The organism is Sphaerotilus uruguayifluvii, from assembly GCF_013294065.1.
GTDB classification, from domain to species: Bacteria; Pseudomonadota; Gammaproteobacteria; order Burkholderiales; family Burkholderiaceae_C; genus Sphaerotilus; species Sphaerotilus uruguayifluvii.
The window spans coordinates 172957-194134 of record NZ_JABSNM010000006.1; the positions used below are offsets into that span (position 1 = coordinate 172957).

19 protein-coding genes and 1 pseudogene are annotated in these 21178 nt (G+C 71.3%); 13 read left to right on the forward strand and 7 right to left on the reverse strand.

Annotated elements, in window-relative coordinates; translation table 11 throughout:
* The first annotated feature begins 13 nt into the window (after window positions 1–13).
* Together rraA and HNQ01_RS08930 are read left to right on the forward strand one after the other, a co-directional pair.
* Window positions 14–514, forward strand: coding sequence for a ribonuclease E activity regulator RraA (rraA, locus tag HNQ01_RS08925; RefSeq protein WP_173805023.1), 501 nt, complete (start codon window positions 14–16; stop codon window positions 512–514).
* Between the two features lie 116 nt (window positions 515–630).
* Window positions 631–1560 (forward strand): HDOD domain-containing protein, encoded by a 930-nt coding sequence (locus HNQ01_RS08930; protein WP_173805024.1) that lies wholly within the window; start codon window positions 631–633, stop codon window positions 1558–1560.
* A 13-nt stretch (window positions 1561–1573) separates the two neighbouring features.
* Here HNQ01_RS08930 and serB read toward each other — a convergent pair whose 3' ends face one another.
* Together serB and nadC (HNQ01_RS08940) are read right to left on the reverse strand one after the other, a co-directional pair.
* Entirely contained in the window at window positions 1574–2302 is a 729-nt protein-coding gene (gene serB, locus HNQ01_RS08935; RefSeq protein ID WP_173805089.1) for a phosphoserine phosphatase SerB, read from the reverse strand.
* Window positions 2291–3148, reverse strand: a pseudogene (gene nadC, locus HNQ01_RS08940) (carboxylating nicotinate-nucleotide diphosphorylase); the annotation flags it as partial. The gene serB and the pseudogene nadC (HNQ01_RS08940), both read right to left, overlap by 12 nt.
* A 272-nt stretch (window positions 3149–3420) precedes the next feature.
* On the opposite strand from nadC (HNQ01_RS08940), the gene HNQ01_RS08945 reads away from it, so the two are divergent.
* The 5 genes from HNQ01_RS08945 to HNQ01_RS08965 all read left to right on the forward strand — a co-directional run bounded on the left by HNQ01_RS08945 (window position 3421) and on the right by HNQ01_RS08965 (window position 9168).
* Window positions 3421–4761, forward strand: coding sequence for an O-antigen ligase family protein (locus HNQ01_RS08945; protein WP_173805025.1), 1341 nt, complete (start codon window positions 3421–3423; stop codon window positions 4759–4761).
* 56 nt (window positions 4762–4817) lie between these two features.
* Window positions 4818–5744 (forward strand): LysR family transcriptional regulator, encoded by a 927-nt coding sequence (locus HNQ01_RS08950; RefSeq protein ID WP_173805026.1) that lies wholly within the window; start codon window positions 4818–4820, stop codon window positions 5742–5744.
* 34 nt (window positions 5745–5778) lie between these two features.
* Entirely contained in the window at window positions 5779–7560 is a 1782-nt protein-coding gene (locus HNQ01_RS08955; protein ID WP_173805027.1) for a GAF domain-containing sensor histidine kinase, read from the forward strand.
* The gene (locus tag HNQ01_RS08960) at window positions 7557–8012 is read left to right on the forward strand and encodes a response regulator (protein ID WP_173805028.1); all 456 of its coding nucleotides are present in this window, start codon (window positions 7557–7559) and stop codon (window positions 8010–8012) included. The genes HNQ01_RS08955 and HNQ01_RS08960 overlap by 4 nt, the downstream gene beginning before the upstream one ends.
* 157 nt (window positions 8013–8169) lie before the next feature.
* On the forward strand, window positions 8170–9168 hold the full coding sequence (locus tag HNQ01_RS08965) for an aldo/keto reductase (protein ID WP_173805029.1): 999 nt from the start codon (window positions 8170–8172) through the stop codon (window positions 9166–9168).
* Window positions 9169–9248: 80 nt separating this feature from the next.
* Here the strand turns inward: HNQ01_RS08965 and HNQ01_RS08970 are convergent, their stop codons facing one another.
* Window positions 9249–9755 carry a tellurite resistance TerB family protein gene (locus HNQ01_RS08970; protein WP_173805030.1) on the reverse strand — a complete coding sequence of 169 codons (507 nt, stop codon included), beginning with the start codon at window positions 9753–9755 and terminating at the stop codon, window positions 9249–9251.
* A gap of 216 nt (window positions 9756–9971) precedes the next feature.
* Here HNQ01_RS08970 and HNQ01_RS08975 point away from each other — a divergent pair, with 216 nt between their 5' ends.
* The 3 genes from HNQ01_RS08975 to ribA all read left to right on the forward strand — a co-directional run bounded on the left by HNQ01_RS08975 (window position 9972) and on the right by ribA (window position 12451).
* Window positions 9972–10343 (forward strand): hypothetical protein, encoded by a 372-nt coding sequence (locus HNQ01_RS08975; protein WP_353621672.1) that lies wholly within the window; start codon window positions 9972–9974, stop codon window positions 10341–10343.
* 73 nt (window positions 10344–10416) lie between these two features.
* On the forward strand, window positions 10417–11658 hold the full coding sequence (locus HNQ01_RS08980; protein ID WP_173805031.1) for an acyl-CoA dehydrogenase family protein: 1242 nt from the start codon (window positions 10417–10419) through the stop codon (window positions 11656–11658).
* Between the two features lie 64 nt (window positions 11659–11722).
* Window positions 11723–12451: a GTP cyclohydrolase II gene (gene ribA, locus HNQ01_RS08985; RefSeq protein ID WP_217427461.1), complete on the forward strand. Its 729-nt coding sequence runs from the start codon at window positions 11723–11725 to the stop codon at window positions 12449–12451.
* Here ribA and HNQ01_RS08990 read toward each other — a convergent pair.
* Entirely contained in the window at window positions 12379–14427 is a 2049-nt protein-coding gene (locus tag HNQ01_RS08990; protein ID WP_173805033.1) for a sigma-54-dependent Fis family transcriptional regulator, read from the reverse strand. The two genes, ribA and HNQ01_RS08990, sit on opposite strands and share 73 nt — an antisense overlap.
* Window positions 14428–14731: 304 nt before the next feature.
* Between HNQ01_RS08990 and exaC the strand changes: the two genes are divergently transcribed.
* Complete coding sequence (gene exaC, locus HNQ01_RS08995; protein WP_173805034.1) at window positions 14732–16252, forward strand: acetaldehyde dehydrogenase ExaC; 1521 nt, start codon at window positions 14732–14734, stop codon at window positions 16250–16252.
* A 147-nt stretch (window positions 16253–16399) separates the two neighbouring features.
* Window positions 16400–16789 carry a DUF779 domain-containing protein gene (locus tag HNQ01_RS09000; RefSeq protein ID WP_173805035.1) on the forward strand — a complete coding sequence of 130 codons (390 nt, stop codon included), beginning with the start codon at window positions 16400–16402 and terminating at the stop codon, window positions 16787–16789.
* A gap of 32 nt (window positions 16790–16821) precedes the next feature.
* Here the strand turns inward: HNQ01_RS09000 and nadC (HNQ01_RS09005) are convergent, their stop codons facing one another.
* Window positions 16822–17709 carry a carboxylating nicotinate-nucleotide diphosphorylase gene (nadC, locus tag HNQ01_RS09005; protein WP_173805036.1) on the reverse strand — a complete coding sequence of 296 codons (888 nt, stop codon included), beginning with the start codon at window positions 17707–17709 and terminating at the stop codon, window positions 16822–16824.
* A gap of 205 nt (window positions 17710–17914) precedes the next feature.
* Between nadC (HNQ01_RS09005) and HNQ01_RS09010 the strand changes: the two genes are divergently transcribed.
* The gene (locus HNQ01_RS09010; protein WP_173805037.1) at window positions 17915–19012 is read left to right on the forward strand and encodes a tyrosine-type recombinase/integrase; all 1098 of its coding nucleotides are present in this window, start codon (window positions 17915–17917) and stop codon (window positions 19010–19012) included.
* 22 nt (window positions 19013–19034) lie between these two features.
* Here the strand turns inward: HNQ01_RS09010 and HNQ01_RS09015 are convergent, their stop codons facing one another.
* Together HNQ01_RS09015 and HNQ01_RS09020 are read right to left on the reverse strand one after the other, a co-directional pair.
* Window positions 19035–20582 carry a hypothetical protein gene (locus HNQ01_RS09015; RefSeq protein WP_173805038.1) on the reverse strand — a complete coding sequence of 516 codons (1548 nt, stop codon included), beginning with the start codon at window positions 20580–20582 and terminating at the stop codon, window positions 19035–19037.
* Window positions 20548–21129 (reverse strand): hypothetical protein, encoded by a 582-nt coding sequence (locus tag HNQ01_RS09020; RefSeq protein WP_173805039.1) that lies wholly within the window; start codon window positions 21127–21129, stop codon window positions 20548–20550. Before HNQ01_RS09020 ends, HNQ01_RS09015 begins: the two co-directional genes overlap by 35 nt.
* Between the last annotated feature and the right edge of the window lie 49 nt (window positions 21130–21178).

Genomic DNA, 21178 nt, shown 5'->3' on the forward strand with positions numbered 1-21178 from the left:
GAGGAGAGCTTCCGTGACGACCGACCTGATCCCGACCTGCGACCTGTGCGACCGCTTCAAGGGCGACACCAGCGGCGACTTCCGCGTGCTGCCGCCGGTGTTCCGCGAGTTCGGCGGCCGCGCCGCGTTCAGCGGCCCCGCGGTCACCGTCAAGTGCTTCGAGGACAACACCTCGGTCAAGGCGCTGCTGGAGGGGCCGGGCGAGGGCCGGGTGCTGGTGGTCGACGGCGCGGGCTCGCTGCGCCGCGCGCTGGTGGGCGGCAACATCGGAGCGGCGGCCGCGCGCAACGGCTGGGCCGGCGTCATCGTCGACGGCTGCGTGCGCGACGTGGCCGAGCTGGCGGCCTGCGATGTCGGCATTCGCGCGCTGGCGCCGATGCCGCTGCCCACCGAGCGGCGCCAGCCCGGCCTGCTCGACCAGCCGGTGCAGATCCAGGGCGTGACGGTGCGCCCCGGCGACTGGATCTGCGCCGATGCCGACGGCATCGTCGTGATGGCGGCGCGTCCGGCCTGATTCCGATCTGATTCCGGACGGATCGCCGTCCTGCCGCCGCCCGCGTCGGCACCGCGGCCGTGCAGATTGCACGCTCCGTCCTTACAGCCCCCGTCGGTCCGGGCCGAAATATGCTCATGACCGAAACCCTGCTGTGCAACGCCCTGCCCGTGCCCGCCGAGGCGGCCGACGGTGCGGCGCCGCCCTCGCAGGGCCCGGGGCTGCCCGCGCCGGGCGGGCTGGCGCTGCCGCAGCCGCCGCTGCTGCTGACGCAGCTGCGCGGCGAGCCGGCGGCGGCGCTGTCGCGGCTGGCGGCCTGTCTGGATGCGCCGAGCTGCGCGACGCTGATGCAGTGCTCGGTCGCGCTCGGCCTGGGGCCGCCGGGCGGGCGCCGCTCGACCTTCGAGGCGGCGATCGACGGCTTCGGCGCGCACCGGGCGGTCGACCTGTTCGGCGTGCTGGCGCTGGTCGGGCAGATGCGGGCGCTGGCGCAGCAGCGCGATGGCGCCGGCGGCCCCTGCGCGTCATGGGCCGGATTCTGGGAACACGGCCTGCACCGCGCGCGCGTGCTGGCCTGGCTGGCGCGCCGCCACGGTGGCGTGCCCGCCGATCTGGCGCTGGCCTTCGGGCTGCTGTGCGACAGCGCGGTGGCGCTGATGATGCTCGAGCTGCAGGCGCCGAGCTACCGCGTCACGCTGGCCGAGGCCAATCTCGGCCACCGGCCGGTCACCGAGGTCGAGCGCGGGCGCCACGGCACCGATCATGCCGAGGTGGCCTGCGCGATCGCGCGCGGCTGGGGGCTCGATGCGGAGCTGGCCGCCGCGGTCGGTCGCCACCATGACGACCGGGTGCTGAGCGCGCCGGGCCAGCCGCAGGTGCGCACGCTGGTCGCCCTCGGGCTGGTGGCCGACCGCATGACGGTGCGCCCGGCCGCGCGGCACCGCCAGCATGTCGAATGGCAGCGCGGCGGCGCGCTGGCGCTGCACGCGCTCGGCCTGAGCCTGCAGGACTACGACGACTGGCTCGACGAGATCGGCGTGCAGGCGACGCCGGGCGGGCGCGGCTGAGCGCCGGCGCCGTTCAGGGCCGCACCACCTCCAGCAGCCGGTCCAGGCCGCCGGACTCGATCGCCACCATCGCGCGCTCGCGCACCGCCGGCTTGGCGTGATGCGCCACCGACAGGCCGACCGCGCCCATCATCGGCAGGTCGTTGGCGCCGTCGCCCATCGCGATGGCCTGGCGCGGGTCGATGCCGTGCTGCGCGCACAGGGCCAGCACCGTGCGGCGCTTTTCCTCGCCGTCGCAGATGTCGCCCCAGTCCTGGTCGAGCACCCGGCCGGTGAGGCGGCCGTCGGCGTCGACCTCCAGCAGGTTGCTGCGGGTGTGGTCGATCTGCAGCAGATCGCGCAGCCGGTCGGTGAAGAAGGTGAAGCCGCCCGAGACCAGCACGATCTTCAGGCCGGCGGCCTGGCAGGTGCGCACCAGCGTCTCGGCGCCGGGGTTCAGGCGCAGCCGCTCGGTCCAGACCGCCTCCAGCGCCGACACCGGCACGCCGGCCAGCAGCGCCACGCGACGGCGCAGGCTGTCCTTGAAGTCGGTGATCTCGCCGCGCATCGCCGCGGCGGTGATCGCGGCGACCTCGGCCTTGCGGCCGACCGCGTCGGCGATCTCGTCGATGCACTCGATGTTGATCAGCGTCGAGTCCATGTCGAACGCGATCAGGCGGAAGTCGGCCAGCCGCAGCGGCGGCTCGAAGCCGCGCACCACCAGGCCCGGCGCGATCTCGCGCGCGGCCGGCAGCACCCGCATCGACAGGTCGATGGCACGCACGTCCTTGGTGAGGCGGCCGATCGAGACGCGGTCGACGCCGGTGGCGGCGATCTCGCGGATGGTCGTCATGTCGACGCCGCCGGAGACCTCCAGCAGCGCGCGCCCCCGGTTCAGCGCCACGGCCGCGCGCATGTCGTCGAAGGAGAAGTCGTCGATCAGCACGCTGGTGGCGCCGGCGTCCAGCGCCTCCTCCAGCTCGACCAGGCTCTCGACCTCGATCTGGATGCTCACGCCCGAGTCCAGGGCCTGCGCGGCCTTCAGCGCCGCGGTGATGCCGCCGGCCGCGGCGATGTGGTTTTCCTTGATCAGGATGCCGTGCCACAGCGCCAGGCGCTGGTTGGCGCCGCCGCCGACGCGCACCGCGTACTTCTGCGCCTGGCGCAGGCCGGGCAGCGTCTTGCGGGTGTCGAGCACCACGCAGCCGTTCGGGTTCGGGCTCAGTCCGGCGATCGCGTCGACATGCTGGCGGGTCACGGTGGCCACCGCCGAGAGCATCTGCAGGAAGTTCAGCGACGAGCGCTCGGCGCTGAGCAGCGCGCGCGCCGGCGCGTCGATGCGGCACAGCTCGGTGCCGGCCGTGAAGCGCGCACCCTCGGCCACCGCCCAGTCGACGCGGATCGAGGCATCGCAGCCGTGCATGCAGCCGTCGAACCAGTCGCGGCCGCACAGCACGCCGTCCTCCTTGGCGACCACGCGGGCCTGCACGCGGCGGTCGGCTGGCACCAGTTCGGCCGTCCAGTCGCAGCGGCCGATGTCTTCATACAGCGCGTCGCGGATGTTGCGTGCGCGGGCGGCTTCCAGGGTCTCGTCGTCTTCGAAGTGCATGGGGTCGTCATGGTGGGATCGCACAGCCCGGCCGCGCAGCGGGCCGCCGGGGCGGCAAGCGTAGCAGGTCCGCGTCCGCGGCGGCACGTCCTGCGGGCGGAACTCGCACGCAGACCGTGCCGGATCCCGTGACGGATCAGGTTTCAACTGTTTCATTTACGGTTGTTCGAAATCGTCACTTGAATCGAGAAATCACTTTTGTCGGCGCTTTGTCGGGGCGTCGCCCAATACCCGAAAGTACCCCGCGGCGGGCTTCCTAAGATCGCCCGACCATGAGCTTCAAGCTGTTCCAGGCCTATATCCTGCTGACCTTCTTTCGCCCGGTGGAGCTGTTCGCGCCGGAGCTGGGCGAGCTGCGCCCGATGCTGTGGCTGTGGCTGCTGGCGGTCATCACCTCGGTGGTCGCCGCGGCAGCGAAGAAGGAGGCCGGCGCGCGCCCGATCCATTTCAAGCTGCTCTTCTGGCTGTGGGCGCTGATCGGCGTGTCCAAGCTGCTGTCGCCCTGGGCCGGCGGCACGATGGAGGCGATCAGCGACTTCAGCACCTCGTCGATGCTCTTCCTGCTGGCGGCGCTGAACCTGACGACGCTCGACCGCCTGAAGAGCACGATGAACGCGGTGGTGCTGGCGATGGTGCTGAACTCGGTCATCGGCATCAACGCCTACCACACCGGCCAGTACAGGGAGCAGCTGGTGCTGTACCAGACCGCGCCCGCGCACGACAACGACGATCCGGCGACGATGCCCGACCTGAAGACGGTCATTCCGGCGCACGACGATTCCGGCTGGTTCCTGTGGCGGCTGAAGAGCGTGGGCTTCCTGGCCGACCCGAACGACTTCGCCCAGGTGCTGGTGATGTCGATGCCGATGCTGTGGGCGGGCTGGCGCGCCGGCCAGCGCCTGCGCAATCTGGTGATGGTGATCGCGCCCGGGGCGGCGATGATCTACGCGATCTTCCTGTCGCAGTCGCGCGGCGCGCTGATCGGGCTGGCCTCGCTGCTGTTCTTCGGCGTGCGCAAGGCGCTGGGCACGACCAAGACGGTGCTGCTGCTGGGCGTGATGGCCGGCGCGCAGCTGGTGGGCAACATGTCGGGCGGACGCGAGTTCTCCGGCAAGGAGCGCTCGGCCGAGGAGCGCATCGAGTCCTGGACGATCGGGCTGGACCTGCTCAAGGGCCATCCGATCTTCGGCGCCGGCTACGGCAACTACCTCGAGTACAACTACCTGACGGCGCACAACTCCTTCGTGCTGTGCTTCGCCGAGCTGGGGCTGGTGGGCTACTTCGTCTGGATGGGCATGATCGTGCTGACCTACAAGGGCCTGAGCCGCACGCTCGACCAGCTGCCCGAAGGCTCGCCGGCCTGGAAGACCGCCTCGCTGCTGCGCTCGTCGATGGTCGGCTACCTGACCTGCGCCTGGTTCCTGTCGCGCACCTACGGGCCGGCGCTGTTCTTCCTGATGGCGCTGGGCATCGGCGCCTGGCACTGCGCGGTGCGCTCGATGCCGGCCAGCCAGGTGCCCGCGCCGCTGCTGCGCATCGACTGGCAGAAGGACACGCTGCGGCTGATGGGCATGACGATCTTCGCCGTCTACATGTTCGTGCGCTCCCACTGACCGATCCCTCTGCGCGCGCTGCGCGCGGACGATGCCGGCGGCATACTGCGCATCCGATGGATCTGAAACAACTCGACTACTTCGTGCATGTCGCCGAGCTGCGCAGCTTCAGCCGCGCGGCGGTGGTGCTGGGCATCGCGCAGTCGGCGCTGAGCCGGCAGGTGCGCGCGCTCGAGATCGAGCTGCGCGAGACGCTGCTGCTGCGCAACGGCCGCGGCGTGACGCTGACCGAGCCGGGCCGGCGCCTGCTCGAGCACAGCCTGGCGATCCTGCAGCGCGTCGGCGAGGCGCGTGCCGACATGGCGGCCAGCCGCGACGAGCCGGTCGGCCGCATCACCATCGGCCTGCCGCCGACGATCGGCCGCCAGCTCACGCTGCCGCTGATCGACGGCTTTCGCCGGCGCATGCCGCTCGCGCAGCTGGCCATCGTCGAGGGCCTGTCCTCGCATGTGGCGGAGTGGATCGCCTCCGGGCGCGTCGACCTCGGGCTGCTCTACAACCCGGACATGCAGCCGGGTCTGGAGTTCACGCCGCTGCTGGAGGAGCCGCTGTGCCTGGTGCAGCGTGCCGGTGACGCGGACGCGCAGGACCGCGCGCCGCTGCCGATCGGCGAGCTGCCGCAGCGCCGCCTGGTGCTGCCCGAGCGGGCGCATGTGCTGCGCCGGCTGCTCGAGACGCGAGCGATGCACGCCGGGCTGCGGCTCGACATCGCCTGGGAGGTCTCCAGCGTCGCGGCGATCATCGATCTGGTCTGCGCCGGCTACGGCCAGGCGGTGCTGACGGCCAGCGCGGTGGCGGCCTCGGGCCGGGCCGACCTGCTGGCGGTGCGGCCGATCCTGGACCCGGGGCTGCGCACCGTGCTGTGCCGGGTGGTGTCGTCGCGCCAGCGTGCCACGCCGCTGCTGCGCCAGGCCACCCGACTGCTGTCCGAGCTGGCGCGCGGCCTGCCCCAGGCCGCGGCCGCCAGCTCGCTGCCGGGCTGATGGCCGGGCTGACGGATCTTCGAGGAGCTTGCCCATGATCGCTGCCCCGATTCCGGATGACGAGGACGCCCGGCTGCAGGCGCTGGCGCGCTGCGCCATTCTCGACACCGCCGCCGAGCCGCTCTACGACGAGCTGACCGCGCTGGCCGCGCGCATCTGCACGGCGCCGGTGGCCGCGATCACGCTGGTCGACCGCCATCGCCAGTGGTTCAAGTCGCGCATCAATGTGCCGGTGCCGGAGACGCCGCGCTCGATCTCGGCCTGCGCGCACACGATGCTCGGCGACGGGCCGCTGGTCTGCGAGGACGCGCTGCAGGACGAGCGCTTCCAGGGCAACCCGCTGGTCGGCGAGCAGCGCAACCGCTTCTATGCCGGCGTGCCGCTGCGCCTGTCCGGCGGCGAGCGGCTTGGCGCGCTGTGCGTGCTCGATCACCGGCCGCGCCGGCTCGAGCCGGCCCAGCTCGAGATGCTGGAGTCGCTCGGCCGGCATGTCTCGCGTCTGCTCGACCAGCGCATCGTCGCCAGCCGGCAGGCCGAGGCGCTGCTCGGCAGCGACCGGCGCGTCGAGGCCCAGGCCGCGAGGGTCGACGAGTCGCGCCGGCTGCTGGCCGCGGCCGAGCAGGCGAGGCTGGCGCTGGTCGACCTGCTGGAGTCCCAGCAGCAGCTCGAGCGCGAGCTGCGCGAGCGCGAGCAGCATTTCCGCACCCTGGCCGACCAGGGCACGGCGCTGATCTGGACCGCCGGGCTCGACATGGGCTGCGACTACTTCAACCTGCCCTGGCTGAACTTCACCGGCCGCACCCTCGACCAGGAGCTGGGCAGCGGCTGGACCGAAGGGGTGCATTCCGAGGACATCGAGCGCTGCCTGCTGACCTACAAGGCGGCGTTCGCCGCGCGGCGCAGCTTCAGCATGGAGTACCGGCTGCGTGCCGCCGACGGCCGCTACCGCTGGATCCGCGACGACGGCTCGCCGCGCCATGACAGCCAGGGCGGCTTCATCGGCTTCATCGGCTACTGCTACGACATCTCGGACATGAAGGAGAACGAGTTCCGCATGCGCCGCTTCCATGCCGAGCTCGAGCGCCGCGTGGCCGAGCGCACCGCCGATCTCGCCGCGGCCAATCGCGAGCTGGCCACCTTCACCTACAGCGTCTCGCATGACCTGAAGGCACCGCTGCGCGGCATCGACGGCTACAGCCGCATGCTGCAGCTCGTGCATGGCGACCTGCTCGACGACGGCGCGCGCGATCTGGTGGCGCGCATCCGCCACGGCGTCGGCCAGATGAACCAGCTGATCCACGACCTGCTGGCCTACTGCCATCTCGAGCAGCGCCAGGTGCGGCCGGTGCCTGTCGACCTGCTCGACCTGGCGCGGCGCACCATCGAGCTGCGCTGCGCCGACGAGCCGCTGGTGCGCTCGCGCATCGATCTGCAGGTCGCCCCCGAGGTCGAGGCGGCCGGGGTCCTGAGCGTGCGCGCCGACGCCGACGGCTTGGCCATGGCGCTGCGCAACCTGCTCGACAACGCGCTGAAGTTCAGCGCGCGCAGTGCGTCGCCCCGGGTCACGGTGCGCGTCAGCTCCACGCCGGGGGACTGCGCTATTCTGTCCGTCGAGGACAACGGCATCGGCTTCGACATGCAGTATCACGACCGGATCTTCGAGATCTTCCAGCGGCTCGAGCGCGTCGAGGCCTATCCCGGCACGGGCATCGGTCTGGCGATCGTGCGCAAGGCCATGCAGCGCATGGGCGGCCGCGTGTGGGCCGAGGGCACGCCGGGCCGGGGCGCCACCTTCTTCCTGGAGCTGCCGCGATGATCACGACCGAGCCGGTGCGCCGCGCGATCCTGCTGGTCGAGGACAACCCGATCGACCTCGACCTGACGCGGCGCGCCTTCGCGCGCAGCCAGCTGATCAATCCGCTGGAGGTCGCGCGCGATGGCGCCGAGGCGCTGGCCTGGCTGCCGCGCTGGGAGGCCGGCGAGCCGCTGCCGCTGGTGGTGCTGCTCGACCTGAAGCTGCCCAAGGTCGACGGCCTGGAGGTGCTGCGGCGCTTCCGCGAGCATCCGCTGGCCTGCTCGGTGCCGATCGTCGTGCTGACCTCCTCGATCGAGGACTGCGACATCGCCACCGCCTACCGCGACGGGGCCAACTCCTACATCGTCAAGCCGGTCGACTTCGACAAGTTCCTCGAGGTGACCTCGCAGATCAAGCTCTACTGGTGCCTGCTGAACCAGCCGCCGGCCGCCCATCCGGCGCCGCCGCGCTGAGTCCCGCGCGAAGAGGGTGGAGGATCTCGCATCTCGCGATGTCGTCGAGGCATAGCTGCTAGGCGGTCCATGCTCTGGCCGGCATCGCCCGGGCTGCGCAAAATGCGCGGAAACCGGATGCCTGAAACCGGATGCCTGAAACCGGAAGGAGACCCTGATGACCCTCGCGACACGCCGCCTCGGCCCCTTCGACGTGGCCCCGATCGGGCTGGGCTGCATGAATCTCAGCCATGCCTATGGGGTGCCGCCGGCGCCCGAGGAGGCCGCCGGCGTGCTGCTGCGCGCGCTGGAGCTGGGCGTGACGCACTTCGATACTGCGGCGCTCTACGGCTTCGGTGCCAACGAGGAGCTGGTCGGCCGGGTGCTGGCACCGCACCGCCACCGCTTCACGCTCGCGAGCAAGTGCGGCATGACCGGCGTCGACGGCAGGCGCGTGATCGACGGCCGCCCGGCCACGCTCAAGGCCACCTGCGAGGCGGCGCTGCGCCGCCTGCGCACCGACGTCATCGACCTGTACTACCTGCACCGCTGGGACAAGGCGGTGCCGATCGAGGAGTCGGTGGGCGCGCTGGCCGATCTGGTGCGCGAGGGCAAGATCCGCGCGATCGGCCTGTCGGAGGTGTCGGCATCGACGCTGCGCCGCGCGCATGCGGTGCACCCGATCGCCGCGCTGCAGACCGAGTATTCGCTGTGGACGCGCAACCCGGAGATCGCGGTGCTGGAGGCCTGCCGCGAGCTGGACGTGGCCTTCGTCGCGTTCAGCCCGCTGGCGCGCGGCTTCCTGCCGGGCACGCTGCGCGATGTCTCCGGCTTCGATGCGAAGGACATCCGCCGCGCGATGCCACGCTTCGCTCCGGCCAACTACGCCGCCAACCTGCAGCGGCTCGAGCCGCTGCGGGCCGTGGCCGAGGAGGCCGGCTGCACGCTGGCGCAGCTGGCGCTGGCCTGGCTGCTGCACCGCGGCGACCACATCCTTCCGATCCCGGGCACCACGAGCGTGGCCCATCTGGAAGAGAACCTGGGTGCGGCCGCCGTGACGCTGACGCCCGCACAGAGGGCCCGCCTGGAGGCGGCGATCCATCAGGGCAACGTGGCCGGCGCGCGCTACAACGGCGCCACCCAGACCGAGATCGACACGGAAGAGTTCTCGGCCTGAATTCGGCCTGAAACGACAGAGGCGGCCCGCAGGCCGCCCCTCTTGCTGCGCCGGGGCCAGGCACGGCCCCGGGGCGATGATCACATCGACAGCTTGACCTGATAGCCCGGGGCGTTCTTCGGATGACTCTGGTTGGTGAAGACCGAGCGGTCGTTCTTCAGCACGATGACCTCGAAGAAGGGGCGGAAGCGCTCCTCGGTGACGCCGAAGGCCTGCAGGAACTTGCCGAACATCTGCTGCTCCTCCGGCTCGGGCTGGCCGTCGGCCAGCGAGGAGTCGATCAGGTTGACCAGGATGCACATCTTCTGCGCGTCGGTCAGCAGCGGGGCGGCCTCGGCCAGGAAGGTGTCGAGCGAGTTCTTGCGGCGGTACTTCAGCGCCGAGTCCAGCAGCGCCTGGTTCTGCGCGCCCACGCCGATCGTGCCGCGTCCGTCGTCCTTGCCGCCGAGCACCGACAGCAGGTGGCCCACCTCCTCGCTGTCCATCTCGCCGTCCGCGCTCATCATGTAGATCAGCGCGGTGGTGAACGCGAGGTGCGGCGTCATCTTGTCGCCGGAATCGCTCTTGAACATGTCGAACAGACCCATGCGTTTGGCTCCTTGGGGGTGAAGAGGGGAGGGAATCGGGCCGCAGCTCCGGCAGGCATCCGGCCATCGGCAGCGGCCCGCGCATGAGATGCGGGGCGGCCGATGAAAGTTCAATCCGGCCTGCCGCCACCTTCGAATTTCCTGAAGAGGCGGCCGAGGCTGTCCTCGGGAGGGTTGACGCGGGCGTTGTGGGCGAATTCACCGATGGAGACTGCCGTGACGATTCGCCTCCCCCTGATCCCGACGCCCGCCCTGCCGCGCCTGCTGGCGCTGCTGGTGCTGGCCGGTGCGGCTGCCGTGCCGTCCGCCCGCGCCGGCGGCGTGCAATGGTCGGTCGGCATCCAGCTGCCCGCGCCCCCGGTGGTGGTCTACCCGGCGCCCGCGCCGGTTCCCCGTGTCTACGCGCCGGCGCCGGTCTACGTTCAGCCGCAGCCGCAGGTGATCTATGTCCAGCCCGAGCGTCCCTGGCCGCGCCATCGCCACGGTCCGCGCCACTGGCGCGATGACGACGACTGGCGCGGCGACGGCGATGGCGACCGTCGCGGCTGGCGCCGTGACTGGCAGCCGGGCTGGCGCCACGGCGACTGAGGGGCCGTCGCCTGCGCGACGGGAGGCCGGGCAGGGCAGTGATTCAATCGGTTCTCTCCAAGGAGACCGCCCCATGCCCCTGATCACCCCTTCCGAGCACGGCCGCGCGCTGCTCGAGCGCCTGCAGGCCTTCTTCGATCGCCACATCCTGCCGAACGAGGCCCTCTACGAGCAGCAGATGCATGCGCTGCGGGCCGCGGGCAATCCGTGGCAGCCGGTGCCGCTGGTCGAGGAGCTCAAGCCGCTCGCCCGCGAGGCCGGCCTGTGGAACCTGTTCCTGCCGCATGCGCACAAGGGCGAGGGCGGGGTGTCCAACCTCGACTACGCGCCGCTGTGCGAGCTGATGGGCCGGGTGATCTGGTCCGGCGAGGTCTTCAACTGCTCGGCGCCCGACACCGGCAACATGGAGACGCTCGAGCGCTACGGCACCGAGGCCCAGAAGACGCGCTGGCTCGAGCCGCTGCTCGACGGCCGGATCCGCTCGGCCTTCCTGATGACCGAGCCGGCGGTGGCCTCGTCGGACGCGACCAACATCGAATGCTCGATCCGGCGCGACGGCGACGAGTACGTCATCAACGGCCGCAAGTGGTTCTCGTCCGGGGCCGGGCATCCGAAGTGCGAGATCTTCATCGTGATGGGCAAGACCGATCCCGAGGGACCGCGCCACCTGCAGCAGTCGATGGTGCTGGTGCCGCGCGACACGCCGGGCGTGACGGTGCTGCGCCCCTTGAGCGTCTTCGGCTACGACGACGCGCCGCACGGCCACATGGAGGTGCTGCTGGAGGACGTGCGGGTGCCGGCCGGCAACATCCTGCTCGGCGAGGGGCGCGGCTTCGAGATCGCGCAGGGGCGCCTGGGCCCGGGGCGCATCCACCACTGCATGCGTTCGATCGGCGCGGCCGAGCGCGCGCTGGAGCTGATGATCGACCGCCTGAACACCCGCGTCGCCTTCGGCAAGCCGCTGTCGGCGCAGTCGATCTGGCACGAGCGCATCGCCGAGTCGCGCTGCATGATCGACCAGGCGCGGCTGCTGACGATGAACGCGGCGCACATGATGGACACCGTCGGCAACAAGGTCGCCCGCGCCGAGATCGCGATGATCAAGGTGGTGGCGCCCAAGGTGTCCTGCCAGGTGGTGGACTGGGCGATCCAGGCCCATGGCGCGGCGGGTCTCAGTCAGGACAGCTGGCTGTCGGAGATGTACGCGCACCAGCGCACCGTGCGCCTGGTCGACGGTCCCGACGAGGTGCACCGCAACGCCATCGCGAAGATCGAGATCGGCCGGCGCGCGGCGCTGCGCGAGGCGCGCGGCTGAGGGCGCTCGCCTGCACGCCGGCGCGGATGCGGCGACAATGCCGCTCCAGACCGACGATGTTGCGATGAAGCCCGAAACGATCTTCCGGCCGGCGGCCGATCCGGCCGCCGATGCCTCCGACGCCCGACCTGCGCCCGGCGTCCATGCCCATGTCCGGCGCGGTCCGAGCGCGCGCCTGCCCACCGAGCATGGCGACTTCACCATCAGTTCCTACTACGACCGCAGCACCGGCATCGAGCACATGGCGGTGCACCGCGGCGAGCTGGCCGGCGCGCGCGAGGTGCTGGTGCGGGTGCATTCCGAGTGCCTGACCGGCGACATCTTCGGCTCGCTGCGCTGCGACTGCGGCCCGCAGCTGCGTCTGGCGCTCGAGCGCATCCGCGAGGCCGGGCGCGGCGTGGTGGTCTACATGCGCGGCCACGAGGGCCGCGGCATCGGCATCGACGAGAAGCTGCGCGCCTACACGCTGCAGGACCAGGGCCTGGACACCGTCGAGGCGAATCTGGCGCTGGGCCATCCGCCCGACAGCCGCCGCTTCGAGGCCGCCGCCGAGATCCTGCAGGACCTGGGCATCGCCTCGGTCAGCCTGATGAGCAACAACCCGATCAAGCTGCTGGCGCTGCAGCAGCAGGGCATCGAGGTGGTGCAGCGCGAGCCGCACGAGATCGACGCCAACCCCGAGAACGCCGCCTATCTCGCGACCAAGCGCGAGAAGATGGGTCACCTGCTGGCGCTGCCGCCGGCCTCTCCAGGCCCCGCCGATCCTGCCGACGCCTCGCGCAGCCGCCGGTAGAGCGTGTTGCGGCTGATGCCGAGCCGGCGAGCCGTCTCCGACAGGTTGCCGCCGCACTGCGCGAGCATGCGTGACGCCTCGTCGGACGAGACCTCGGCGCGGGTCGGCGCCGTGCCGGCCGGGCTGCCCGCCGCGGCCGGGGGCGGATCGAGCGCGGCGAGCTCCTCGATCAGGTCGTCGGGCAGGTGCTCGCGGCGGATCATGCGCTCGCCGGGTTCGAGCTGCGCGCAGGCCGCGCGCAGCGCGTTGGCGAGCTGGCGCACATTGCCCGGCCAGCGGTAGTCGGCCAGGCGCGCCAGCAGCGCCGGCTCGACCGCCGCTGCGGATCCGGCCGCGTCCAGCAGCTGCCGGCACAGCGCCGCCAGGTCGCCGCGCTCGTGCAGCGGTGGCAGGATCAGCGTCAGGCCGTTGAGCCGGTAGTACAGGTCCTCGCGCAGCCGGCCGCAGGCGACCTCGTCGATCAGGCGGCGCCGGCTGGTGCACACCAGCGCGACATCGAGCGGCAGCACCGGCTCGCCGGGCAGCGGCGCGAGCAGGTCGTCCTGCAGCACCCTCAGCAGCCGCGCCTGCAGCGTCAGCGGCAGATCGGCCACTTCGTCGAGCACCAGCGTGCCGCCGCGCGCGCGGCGCAGCAGGCCCGGTGCCGGCGGGCGCTCCAGCGGGCGGCCGAACAGCGCGTCGTCCAGATGCATCTCGTCGAGGCTGGCACAGTGCAGCGTCTGCAGCGGCCCGGCGCGCCGGACGCCGCTGCGATGCACCGCCTGCGCCAGCGCGGTCTTGCCGGTGCCGGACTCGCCCTGCAGCACCAGCCCGATCGGCGGCTCGCCGAGCCGCCTTAGCCGCGCCACCACCTGGCGCATCGTCGGGTCGCCCAGCTCGAAGCCGTCCAGCGCATCCGGCAGGCGATCCCGCGGCGGCACAGGCACCGCCATCGCCCTCGGCGCGTCCGGCGTGGCGTCCGCGCCGGCGGCCTCGGACGCGGACAGCGCGGCCGGGTCGACGCAGTCGGTGCGGCGCGCCATCACCTCGATGCCCGAGGGGCTGCTGTCGACCCGCATCCACAGCATCGTGCCGTCGGCGCAGCGCACCTGGCGTGGCTCGGGCGGCATCAGCCGCGCCATCGCCTCGACGCTGTGCACGTCCAGGCCGAAGAGCGCGTCGACGCGCAGCGCGCCGATGTGGCCGCGCTCCAGCCCCAGCATCGACAGTGCTGCGGCGTTCGCGCCGATGAGCCAGCCGTCGTCCGACAGCGCCATCAGGCCTTCGGTCAGGCTGGCGATGCCCTCGCGCCGGGCGTGGAAGCGCAGCCGCAGCCCCTGCGCGTGGCGGGTCTCGAACAGGCGCTGCTCGATCATGCGCGAGGCCGAGCGCACCAGGCCGAGCGTGTGCGGATGGGCCTGGCGGTGGTCGCCGCTGATGTCGATCGCGCCGATGATCTGCCCGGCCGGATCGACGATGGGCGAGGCCGCGCAGGTCAGGAAGCCGTTGCGGTCCAGATAGTGCTCGTCGCCATGGATGACCAGCGCCTGCTCCTCGACCAGGCAGGTGCCGATCGCGTTGGTGCCGCGCCACTGCTCGTGCCAGATCGCGCCGGGGCGCAGGGCCACCCGGGCCGCGCGCTGGCTGAAGCCGGTGTCGCCGATCGCGTCGAGCACCATGCCCTGCGCGTCGGCCAGCAGCACGACGCTGTCGGTGCCGCAGGTCTGCTCGAACAGGAACTCCAGCACCGGCCGGGCATGGTCGATCAGTTCGCGATGGCGCTCGCGTGCACGCGCGAGCTGCACGGCCGAGGCGTGCGGCGCGCTGCTGCCCAGGCCGGCCGGGGTCAGACCGGCCGCGCGGCTGCGCTGCCACGAGCGCTGCAGCAGCGGCTCGACCGGGATGTCCGCCGGCAGCGGCTCGCCGCTGCCCAGCGCGTGCCTGAGACCCCGCAGCCGCGAGGACCGCCCCCCCCCGGGGCGACTGGAATCGTTCATTTGGTGTTTACCCTTATGTCTTCCGGTGCCAATTGCTTCAACAAGGGCCAGCCGGCAGTGAGTCGATCCGTGACAAGTTTTTCGGTGTGCGGCGATACCGGGTATGTACTGTCTCGATGGATGACACCGCATCCCCGTGGGTTGCTCAATGAACAGGTTTCCAGCAGGAAACAGGCCATTCCTGTCGGAATGTCCGTCCCGGTCCCTGAAAACGGGGGGAGGGCCGGGATGGCGCAGGGCTGGCACGACCTTCGCAATGGAGCTGGCATCTCAACCCCTGGCATCAACACTGAAGGAGACATCGATGCTCTACGCGAATCCGAACACCCCGGGCGCCAAGGTCCAGTACAAGTCGCGCTACGACAACTTCATCGGCGGCAAGTGGGTTGCGCCGGTGACCGGCCAGTACTTCGACGTCGTCACGCCGGTCAACGGCCAGGTCTACACCCAGGCCGCCCGCTCGAACGAAGCGGACGTCGAGCTGGCGCTGGACGCCGCGCACGCCGCGGCCGACAAGTGGGCCAAGACCTCGGTCACCGAGCGCTCCAACATCCTGCTGAAGATCGCCGACCGCCTCGAGCAGAACCTCGAGATGCTGGCCTACGCCGAGACCGTCGACAACGGCAAGCCGATCCGCGAGACGCTCAACGCCGACATCCCGCTGGCGGTCGACCATTTCCGCTACTTCGCCGGCTGCCTGCGTGGCCAGGAAGGCTCGCTGTCGGAAGTCGACGAGAACACGGTCGCCTACCACTACCACGAGCCGCTGGGCGTGGTCGGCCAGATCATTCCGTGGAACTTCCCGATCCTGATGGCCGCGTGGAAGCTGGCTCCGGCGCTGGGCGCGGGCAACTGCGTGGTCCTGAAGCCGGCCGAGTCGACCCCGATCTCGATCCTGGTGCTGACCGAGCTGATCGCCGACCTGCTGCCGCCGGGCGTGCTGAACATCGTCAACGGTTTCGGCCGCGAAGCCGGCATGCCGCTGGCCACCTCGAAGCGCATCGCCAAGATCGCCTTCACCGGTTCGACCGCCACCGGCAAGGTCATCGCCCAGGCCGCCGCGTCGAACCTGATCCCGGCCACGCTGGAGCTGGGCGGCAAGTCGCCCAACATCTTCTTCGCCGACGTCATGGACAAGGATGACTCCTTCCTGGACAAGGCGATCGAAGGTCTGGTGCTGTTCGCGTTCAACCAGGGCGAGGTCTGCACCTGCCCGTCGCGTGCCGTCATCCAGGAATCGATCTACGACGAGTTCATGGCGCGCGTGCTGCCGCGCGTGGCCGCCATCAAGCAGGGCAGCCCGCTCGACACCGACACCATGATCGGCGCGCAGGCCTCGCAGATGCAGATCGACAAGATCAGCAGCTACCTCGAACTGGGCAAGCAGGAAGGCGCGCAGGTGCTGATCGGCGGCGACCGCGCCCAGCTCGGCGGCGAGCTGGCCGGCGGCTACTACATCCAGCCGACCCTGTTCAAGGGCCACAACAAGATGCGCATCTTCCAGGAGGAGATCTTCGGCCCGGTGCTGGCCGTGACCACCTTCAAGGACGAGGCCGACGCGCTGGCGATCGCCAACGACACCGTCTACGGTCTGGGCGCGGGCGTGTGGAGCCGCAACGGCAACACTGCCTACCGCATGGGCCGCGCGATCAAGGCCGGCCGCGTGTGGACCAACTGCTACCACGCCTACCCGGCGCACGCCGCCTTCGGTGGCTACAAGGAATCGGGCATCGGCCGCGAGACCCACAAGGTCATGCTGGACCACTACCAGCAGACCAAGAACCTGCTCGTCTCCTACAGCGAGAACAAGCTGGGCTTCTTCTGATCCTGGCCCCGACGGGGTCGGGCTGCGGCCAGGGGTGGCTGCAGCCTCGGGTTTCGGACATCTGCCATGTCCTGGGGGTGACTTCGGTCACCCCTTTTTGCGTTTTGCTTTCCGCTCCCAGCATTCCGGAGCACGGGAGACCGCACGATGACGACGATCGATCGAGTGACCGCCACCACCAGCGCGCTGGCGCTGGTCGAGCAGCTCAAGGCGCGCCACGGCACGCTGATGTTCTACCAGTCGAGCGGCTGCTGCGACAACAGCGCGCCCAACTGCTACCTGCCCGGCGAGATGGCCCTGAGCCCGGCCGACGTGTTCCTGGGGCAGGTCGGCGGCGTGCCCTTCTACATGAGCGGCTCGCAGTACGCGTACTGGCAGCACACCCAGCTGATCATCGACGCGGTCGACGCGCCGCTGGGCGGCGACAACTTCAGCCTGGAGGGCCCGCTGGGCAAGGCCTTCCTGAGCCGCTCGCGCCTGTTCACCGACGAGGAATCCGCGCAGCTCGCCGCCGAGGGGCCGCTGCAGCGGCCCTGACCGGCCGTCAGGCCTGTGCCGCGCGTCCGGCCTCAGGTCGAGGCCGGCTCCGTCGCCTGCGCCTCGCGGCTGATGCGCATCGTGACGTCGACCGCGCGCAGGTGCTTGGTGATCGAGCCGACCGCGACCCGGTCGACCCCGGTCTCGGCCAGCGTGCGCACCGTCTCCAGCGAGGCGCCGCCGGAATACTCGACCAGCGTGCGGCCGCCGCATTCGCGGTGCTCGCGCACCATGCGCGCGACCGTCCTGACCAGCTCGAGCGGCAGGCTCTCGACCAGGACCAGCTCGATGTCCTCGTCGAGCGCGATCAGCGTGTCCTCGCGGGTGCGGATCTCCGCCATGATCGGCACGTTCAGGCCGAGCGCGCGTGCGTAGCTGATCGCCTCGCGCAGGCCGCCGGCCGAGGCGATGTGCACGTCCTCGATCAGGAAGCCGTCGTGCAGGCCCATGCGGTGGTTCAGGCCGCCGCCGGCCAGCACCGCGTACTTCTGCGCGCTGCGCAGGCCGGGCAGGGTCTGGCGGGTGTCGACGATGCGCGCACCCGTCCCGGCGACCGCGTCGACATAGCGGCGCACCGAGGTCGCGGTGCCGGTGAGCGTCTGCAGGAAATTCAGCGCGGTGCGCTCGCCGGTGAAGATCGTGCGCGCGCCGCCCGAGAGCGTGCACAGCAGGTCGTCGGGCTGCACCGAGGCGCCTTCCGGCACCGCCCATTCGATCGAGATCGTCGGGTCGAGCGTGCGGAAGACCGCGTCGAACCAGGGCTGGCCGCACAGCACCGCGGCCTCCCGCGTCATGACCCGGGCGGTGACCTGCTGGGCCCGGGACAGCAGCACCGAGGTCACGTCGCCACTGCCGATGTCTTCGGCCAGGGCGTTCTCGACGCACAGTTGCAGGTCGGCGGGCGGGCTGACGGTGTTCATTGAACCTTGTTCCGTGTTGTTCGACGAAATGCGAGATTCTGAGGCCTGATCGGGGCGTCTGCTGCGAGAAGTGCCGTCCTGTTGCCGATGCCGTCGGCTGAAGAGAGTGACTCAGGTCTTTTAAGATACTAACAGCTAATTGAACGAAGCCCGGAACGCCCTCGGAAACGTGCACGAGGAAAGCTGTTTTCGTTAGTATCTTTCCATGGACACCGCGACTCTCTCCCTGTTCGATCCCTCGCCGGGCGATGCGCTGGCCGAGCGGCTGCAGCAGCAGTTCCAGGCCTGGCTCGATTCCGCGCCGGCGCGCGGTCCGCGCCAGAAGGGCCGCCTGCGCGAGGAGTCGGCGCAGATCTACGCCGACATGTGGAACGCCTTCATCGCCTACTGCGCTCCTGCCGGCAGCGCGGACGAGACCGCCGCAGGGCGCACGCTGCGGCTCGATCCGGACAGCGACGGCGCGCTCGACCGCGAGCACCTGGTCGAGTTCCTGGAACATGCCGCGACCCGGCCGCTGCGCCGGGTCCGCACCGGGCAGGCGCGCGCCGAGCTGACGCTGCGCTACGCCTGGCGGCTGCTGCAGCTGCTCGACCGGGTGCTCAACCATGCCCGCGAGCAGCAGGGGCGCGAGCCCTTCGAGGCCGCGCAGGCGCTGATGCAGGAAGCGCCCTATCGCTACGCCAATGCGGCGGCTCTGACGCCGGTGCCGGATGTGCTGACCGATGCCCAGGCCGAGGCGCTGGTCGCTCACGCCACCGAATTCCAGGCGCTCGACCTGGCGCGCGGCATCACCTGGAAGGTGCTGCGCGACCGCTGCGCGCTTGCGCTGATGCTCGGCGCCGGGCTGGCGCCGGGGCAGGTGCGGGCCTTGCGCCTGGGCGACGTGACGATCGACGGCGGCCACGAGCCTGGCGTGCCCTGGCGGCTGACGGTCGTCGCCGACGGCAGTTGTCCGGAGCACCAGGTGCCGATCGCCGCCTGGGCGGCGCGCCAGCTGGGTTTCTGGCTGACCGTGCGGGCGCGGCTCGGCGAGGCGGTCGTGCGCGAGCCCTGGGTGTTTCCGTCGACGCTGGCGGGCAAGCCGTGGTCGCATCCGGCCTGCCACCGCGCCGCGGTCACGCTGATGGCCGCGCTGGGCATCGAGGGCGGCTCGCCGTTCCGGCTGAGGCACACCTTCGCGGTGCGCCAGCTGCGCAGCGGCCATGCCGAGGAGGAGGTCGCGCGCTGGATGGGCTATGTCGACACCGGCCCGATGAAGCGATACCGCCATGTGCTGACCGCGCCGGAGCGCGGGGTGGCCTGAGGCCGGTCGGTGCCGCGCCGAGTCAGAGCGGCGTGCGCTCGCAGCGGTCGAGCTGCTGGTACTCGCGCCGCGCCGACGGCGTGGCGAAGCGCTCGAACTGCTCGCTCAGGCGCGCGAGCTGGCGCAGCCGCAGCACCTTGTCGAGCTGGGTGATGTCGCGGTCGACGCCGACCTGCTCGAGATCGAGGGCAGCCCGGCGGTCCTGGCGCTCGGCCAGCGCCGGGTAGTCCTTCTGCGCCGTCAGATAGGACTGCGCCGCGCCCAGCTCGGTGGCCAGGAAGCGTGCATAGGCAGCGGTGTGGGGATGGGCCGCCTCGGGCCAGCGCTGCACCAGGCCGCGCTGCAGCCGCTGCTGCAGCTGCGTGATCTCGTCGTCGAGCCGGTGCGACTGCCGGTCGATCGCCTCGAGCCGCTGCTCCAGCGCCTGGTGGCGCGTCTGCAGCGCGCGCTGCAGCGCACGACCGCGCGGCGGCAGGCCCAGCCGCTGCGCCAGCTCGGCCGCCAGCCGGCCGTACTCGTTGTCGGGTTCGCTGGTCGTGTCGATGTAGCGCAGCCAGGCCGGCTGCCAGCGCTCCAGGTAGACCTCGCTGGTGGCGCGCGGCAGATCGGCGTTGTGGCCCTCCAGCAGCGCGTACAGGTGCGCCTCGTGCAGCGTGACCGTGCCGTCGCCGTCACGGTCGGGCGAGCGCGGCAGGCGCTGGCCGGCGCGGGTCATGCCGCTGAGCGCGGCGAAGAAGTAGGTGGTGTAGTCGCGGTAGTCGCCCGAGTCGATGCTGGCCGAGCAGCCCTCGGAGAGCCGGTCGGCAGACTCGGCGGCGAAGCCGCAGCGGTTGTAGGCAGCCAGCGTGCGCGTGTCGCGCGCCTGCGGGCGGATCAGGCGCATGAAGCCGCCCGAGTAGCACTGCGTGAAGACGAAGCGCATCGGCACGGCCGGCGGCGCGCTGCCGGCCAGGCGCTCGAGCTCGCGCACCGACAGCCGGGTGTCGTCCCACAGGCGCAGCGTGTTGCCGGCCCGGTCGGAGAGGTCGCGCAGGCCGTGGCCGTTGAACACGAACAGGCCGCGGTCGCCCGGCCGCAGCGCCGAGAAGTCGCGTGCCAGCGTCGCGCCGAGCTGATCGACGCGGGTGCCGTGCACGGTGCCGCCGATGTGGTGCTTGCGGTACTGGTTGCCGTTGAATTCCTGCTGGCCGAAGACGCGCGCCAGCGGCTGCAGCGTCGCCTGGCCCTCGGCCGGCCGGCTCCAGATGCGCACGTCGCGCACTTCGGGCGAGGCGTCTGCGAAGAAGATGCGCAGGTCCGCCTGCGGCGCCAGCGAGCGCACGATGTCGGCCACCCACAGCACGTTGAGCTCGATCTGGCCCTGCGAGGCCTCGGGGTCCGGGCCGCCGCCGACCAGCCAGACATGCGAGCGGCCGGCCGAGGGCGCGCCTGCCGCCTGCGCATGCACCGCGCTGCCCGGCCAGGCCACCAGCGCCATCGCCGCGAGACTGCACAGGCGGCGCGCGATGGCCGAACGCCATCGGGCCGGCGCGTGCTCAGTGCTCTGCGGGAATGGTGGTCGGAGCTTCATGTCGATCGGTCAGGACGGGCAGCGGGGGAGGAACCCTGCTCGGGCGGGTCGTGGGGGGCGGGGCCGGCGGCAGGCCGTCGTCGGGCAGGTCGAAGCGCGAGCGCGGCAGCCCGCGCGGCGGGGGCGGCGGCTCGCGGTGGGTGGCCAGCGCATACAGCAGGCCCGACAGCGCGCAGACCGCGCCGAGCAGCAGCGACTGCGGCTGCATTGCCTTCAGCCCGGCGAACAGGCCCAGGCCGATGCCGGCGGTGCCGCACAGCACGACCAGCAGCACCGCGGCCCAGACCAGCGCCCCGCCGCCGAGCAGCAGACCGCCGAGCCACGGCAGCGTGCCGAGCAGGTACAGCGCCCCGACCAGCCACAGCAGGTCCAGGCCCAGCTGGCGCAGCAGCTCGCGGTGCGGCTCCAGCGCCCACTGCTGCGAGATCACCTGATCACCGAGCAGGTGGTCGAGCAGCGCCAGTCCGGCCAGCGCCAGCAGCAGCGTCAGCCAGGGCAGAAGAAGAAAGGCCAGGACGGCGCGTCGATGGATCCAGCGGGACAGCAAGGGCGGCAGGGCAGGGGCGCGAGAAGATGCGAATATCTCACATCGGCGC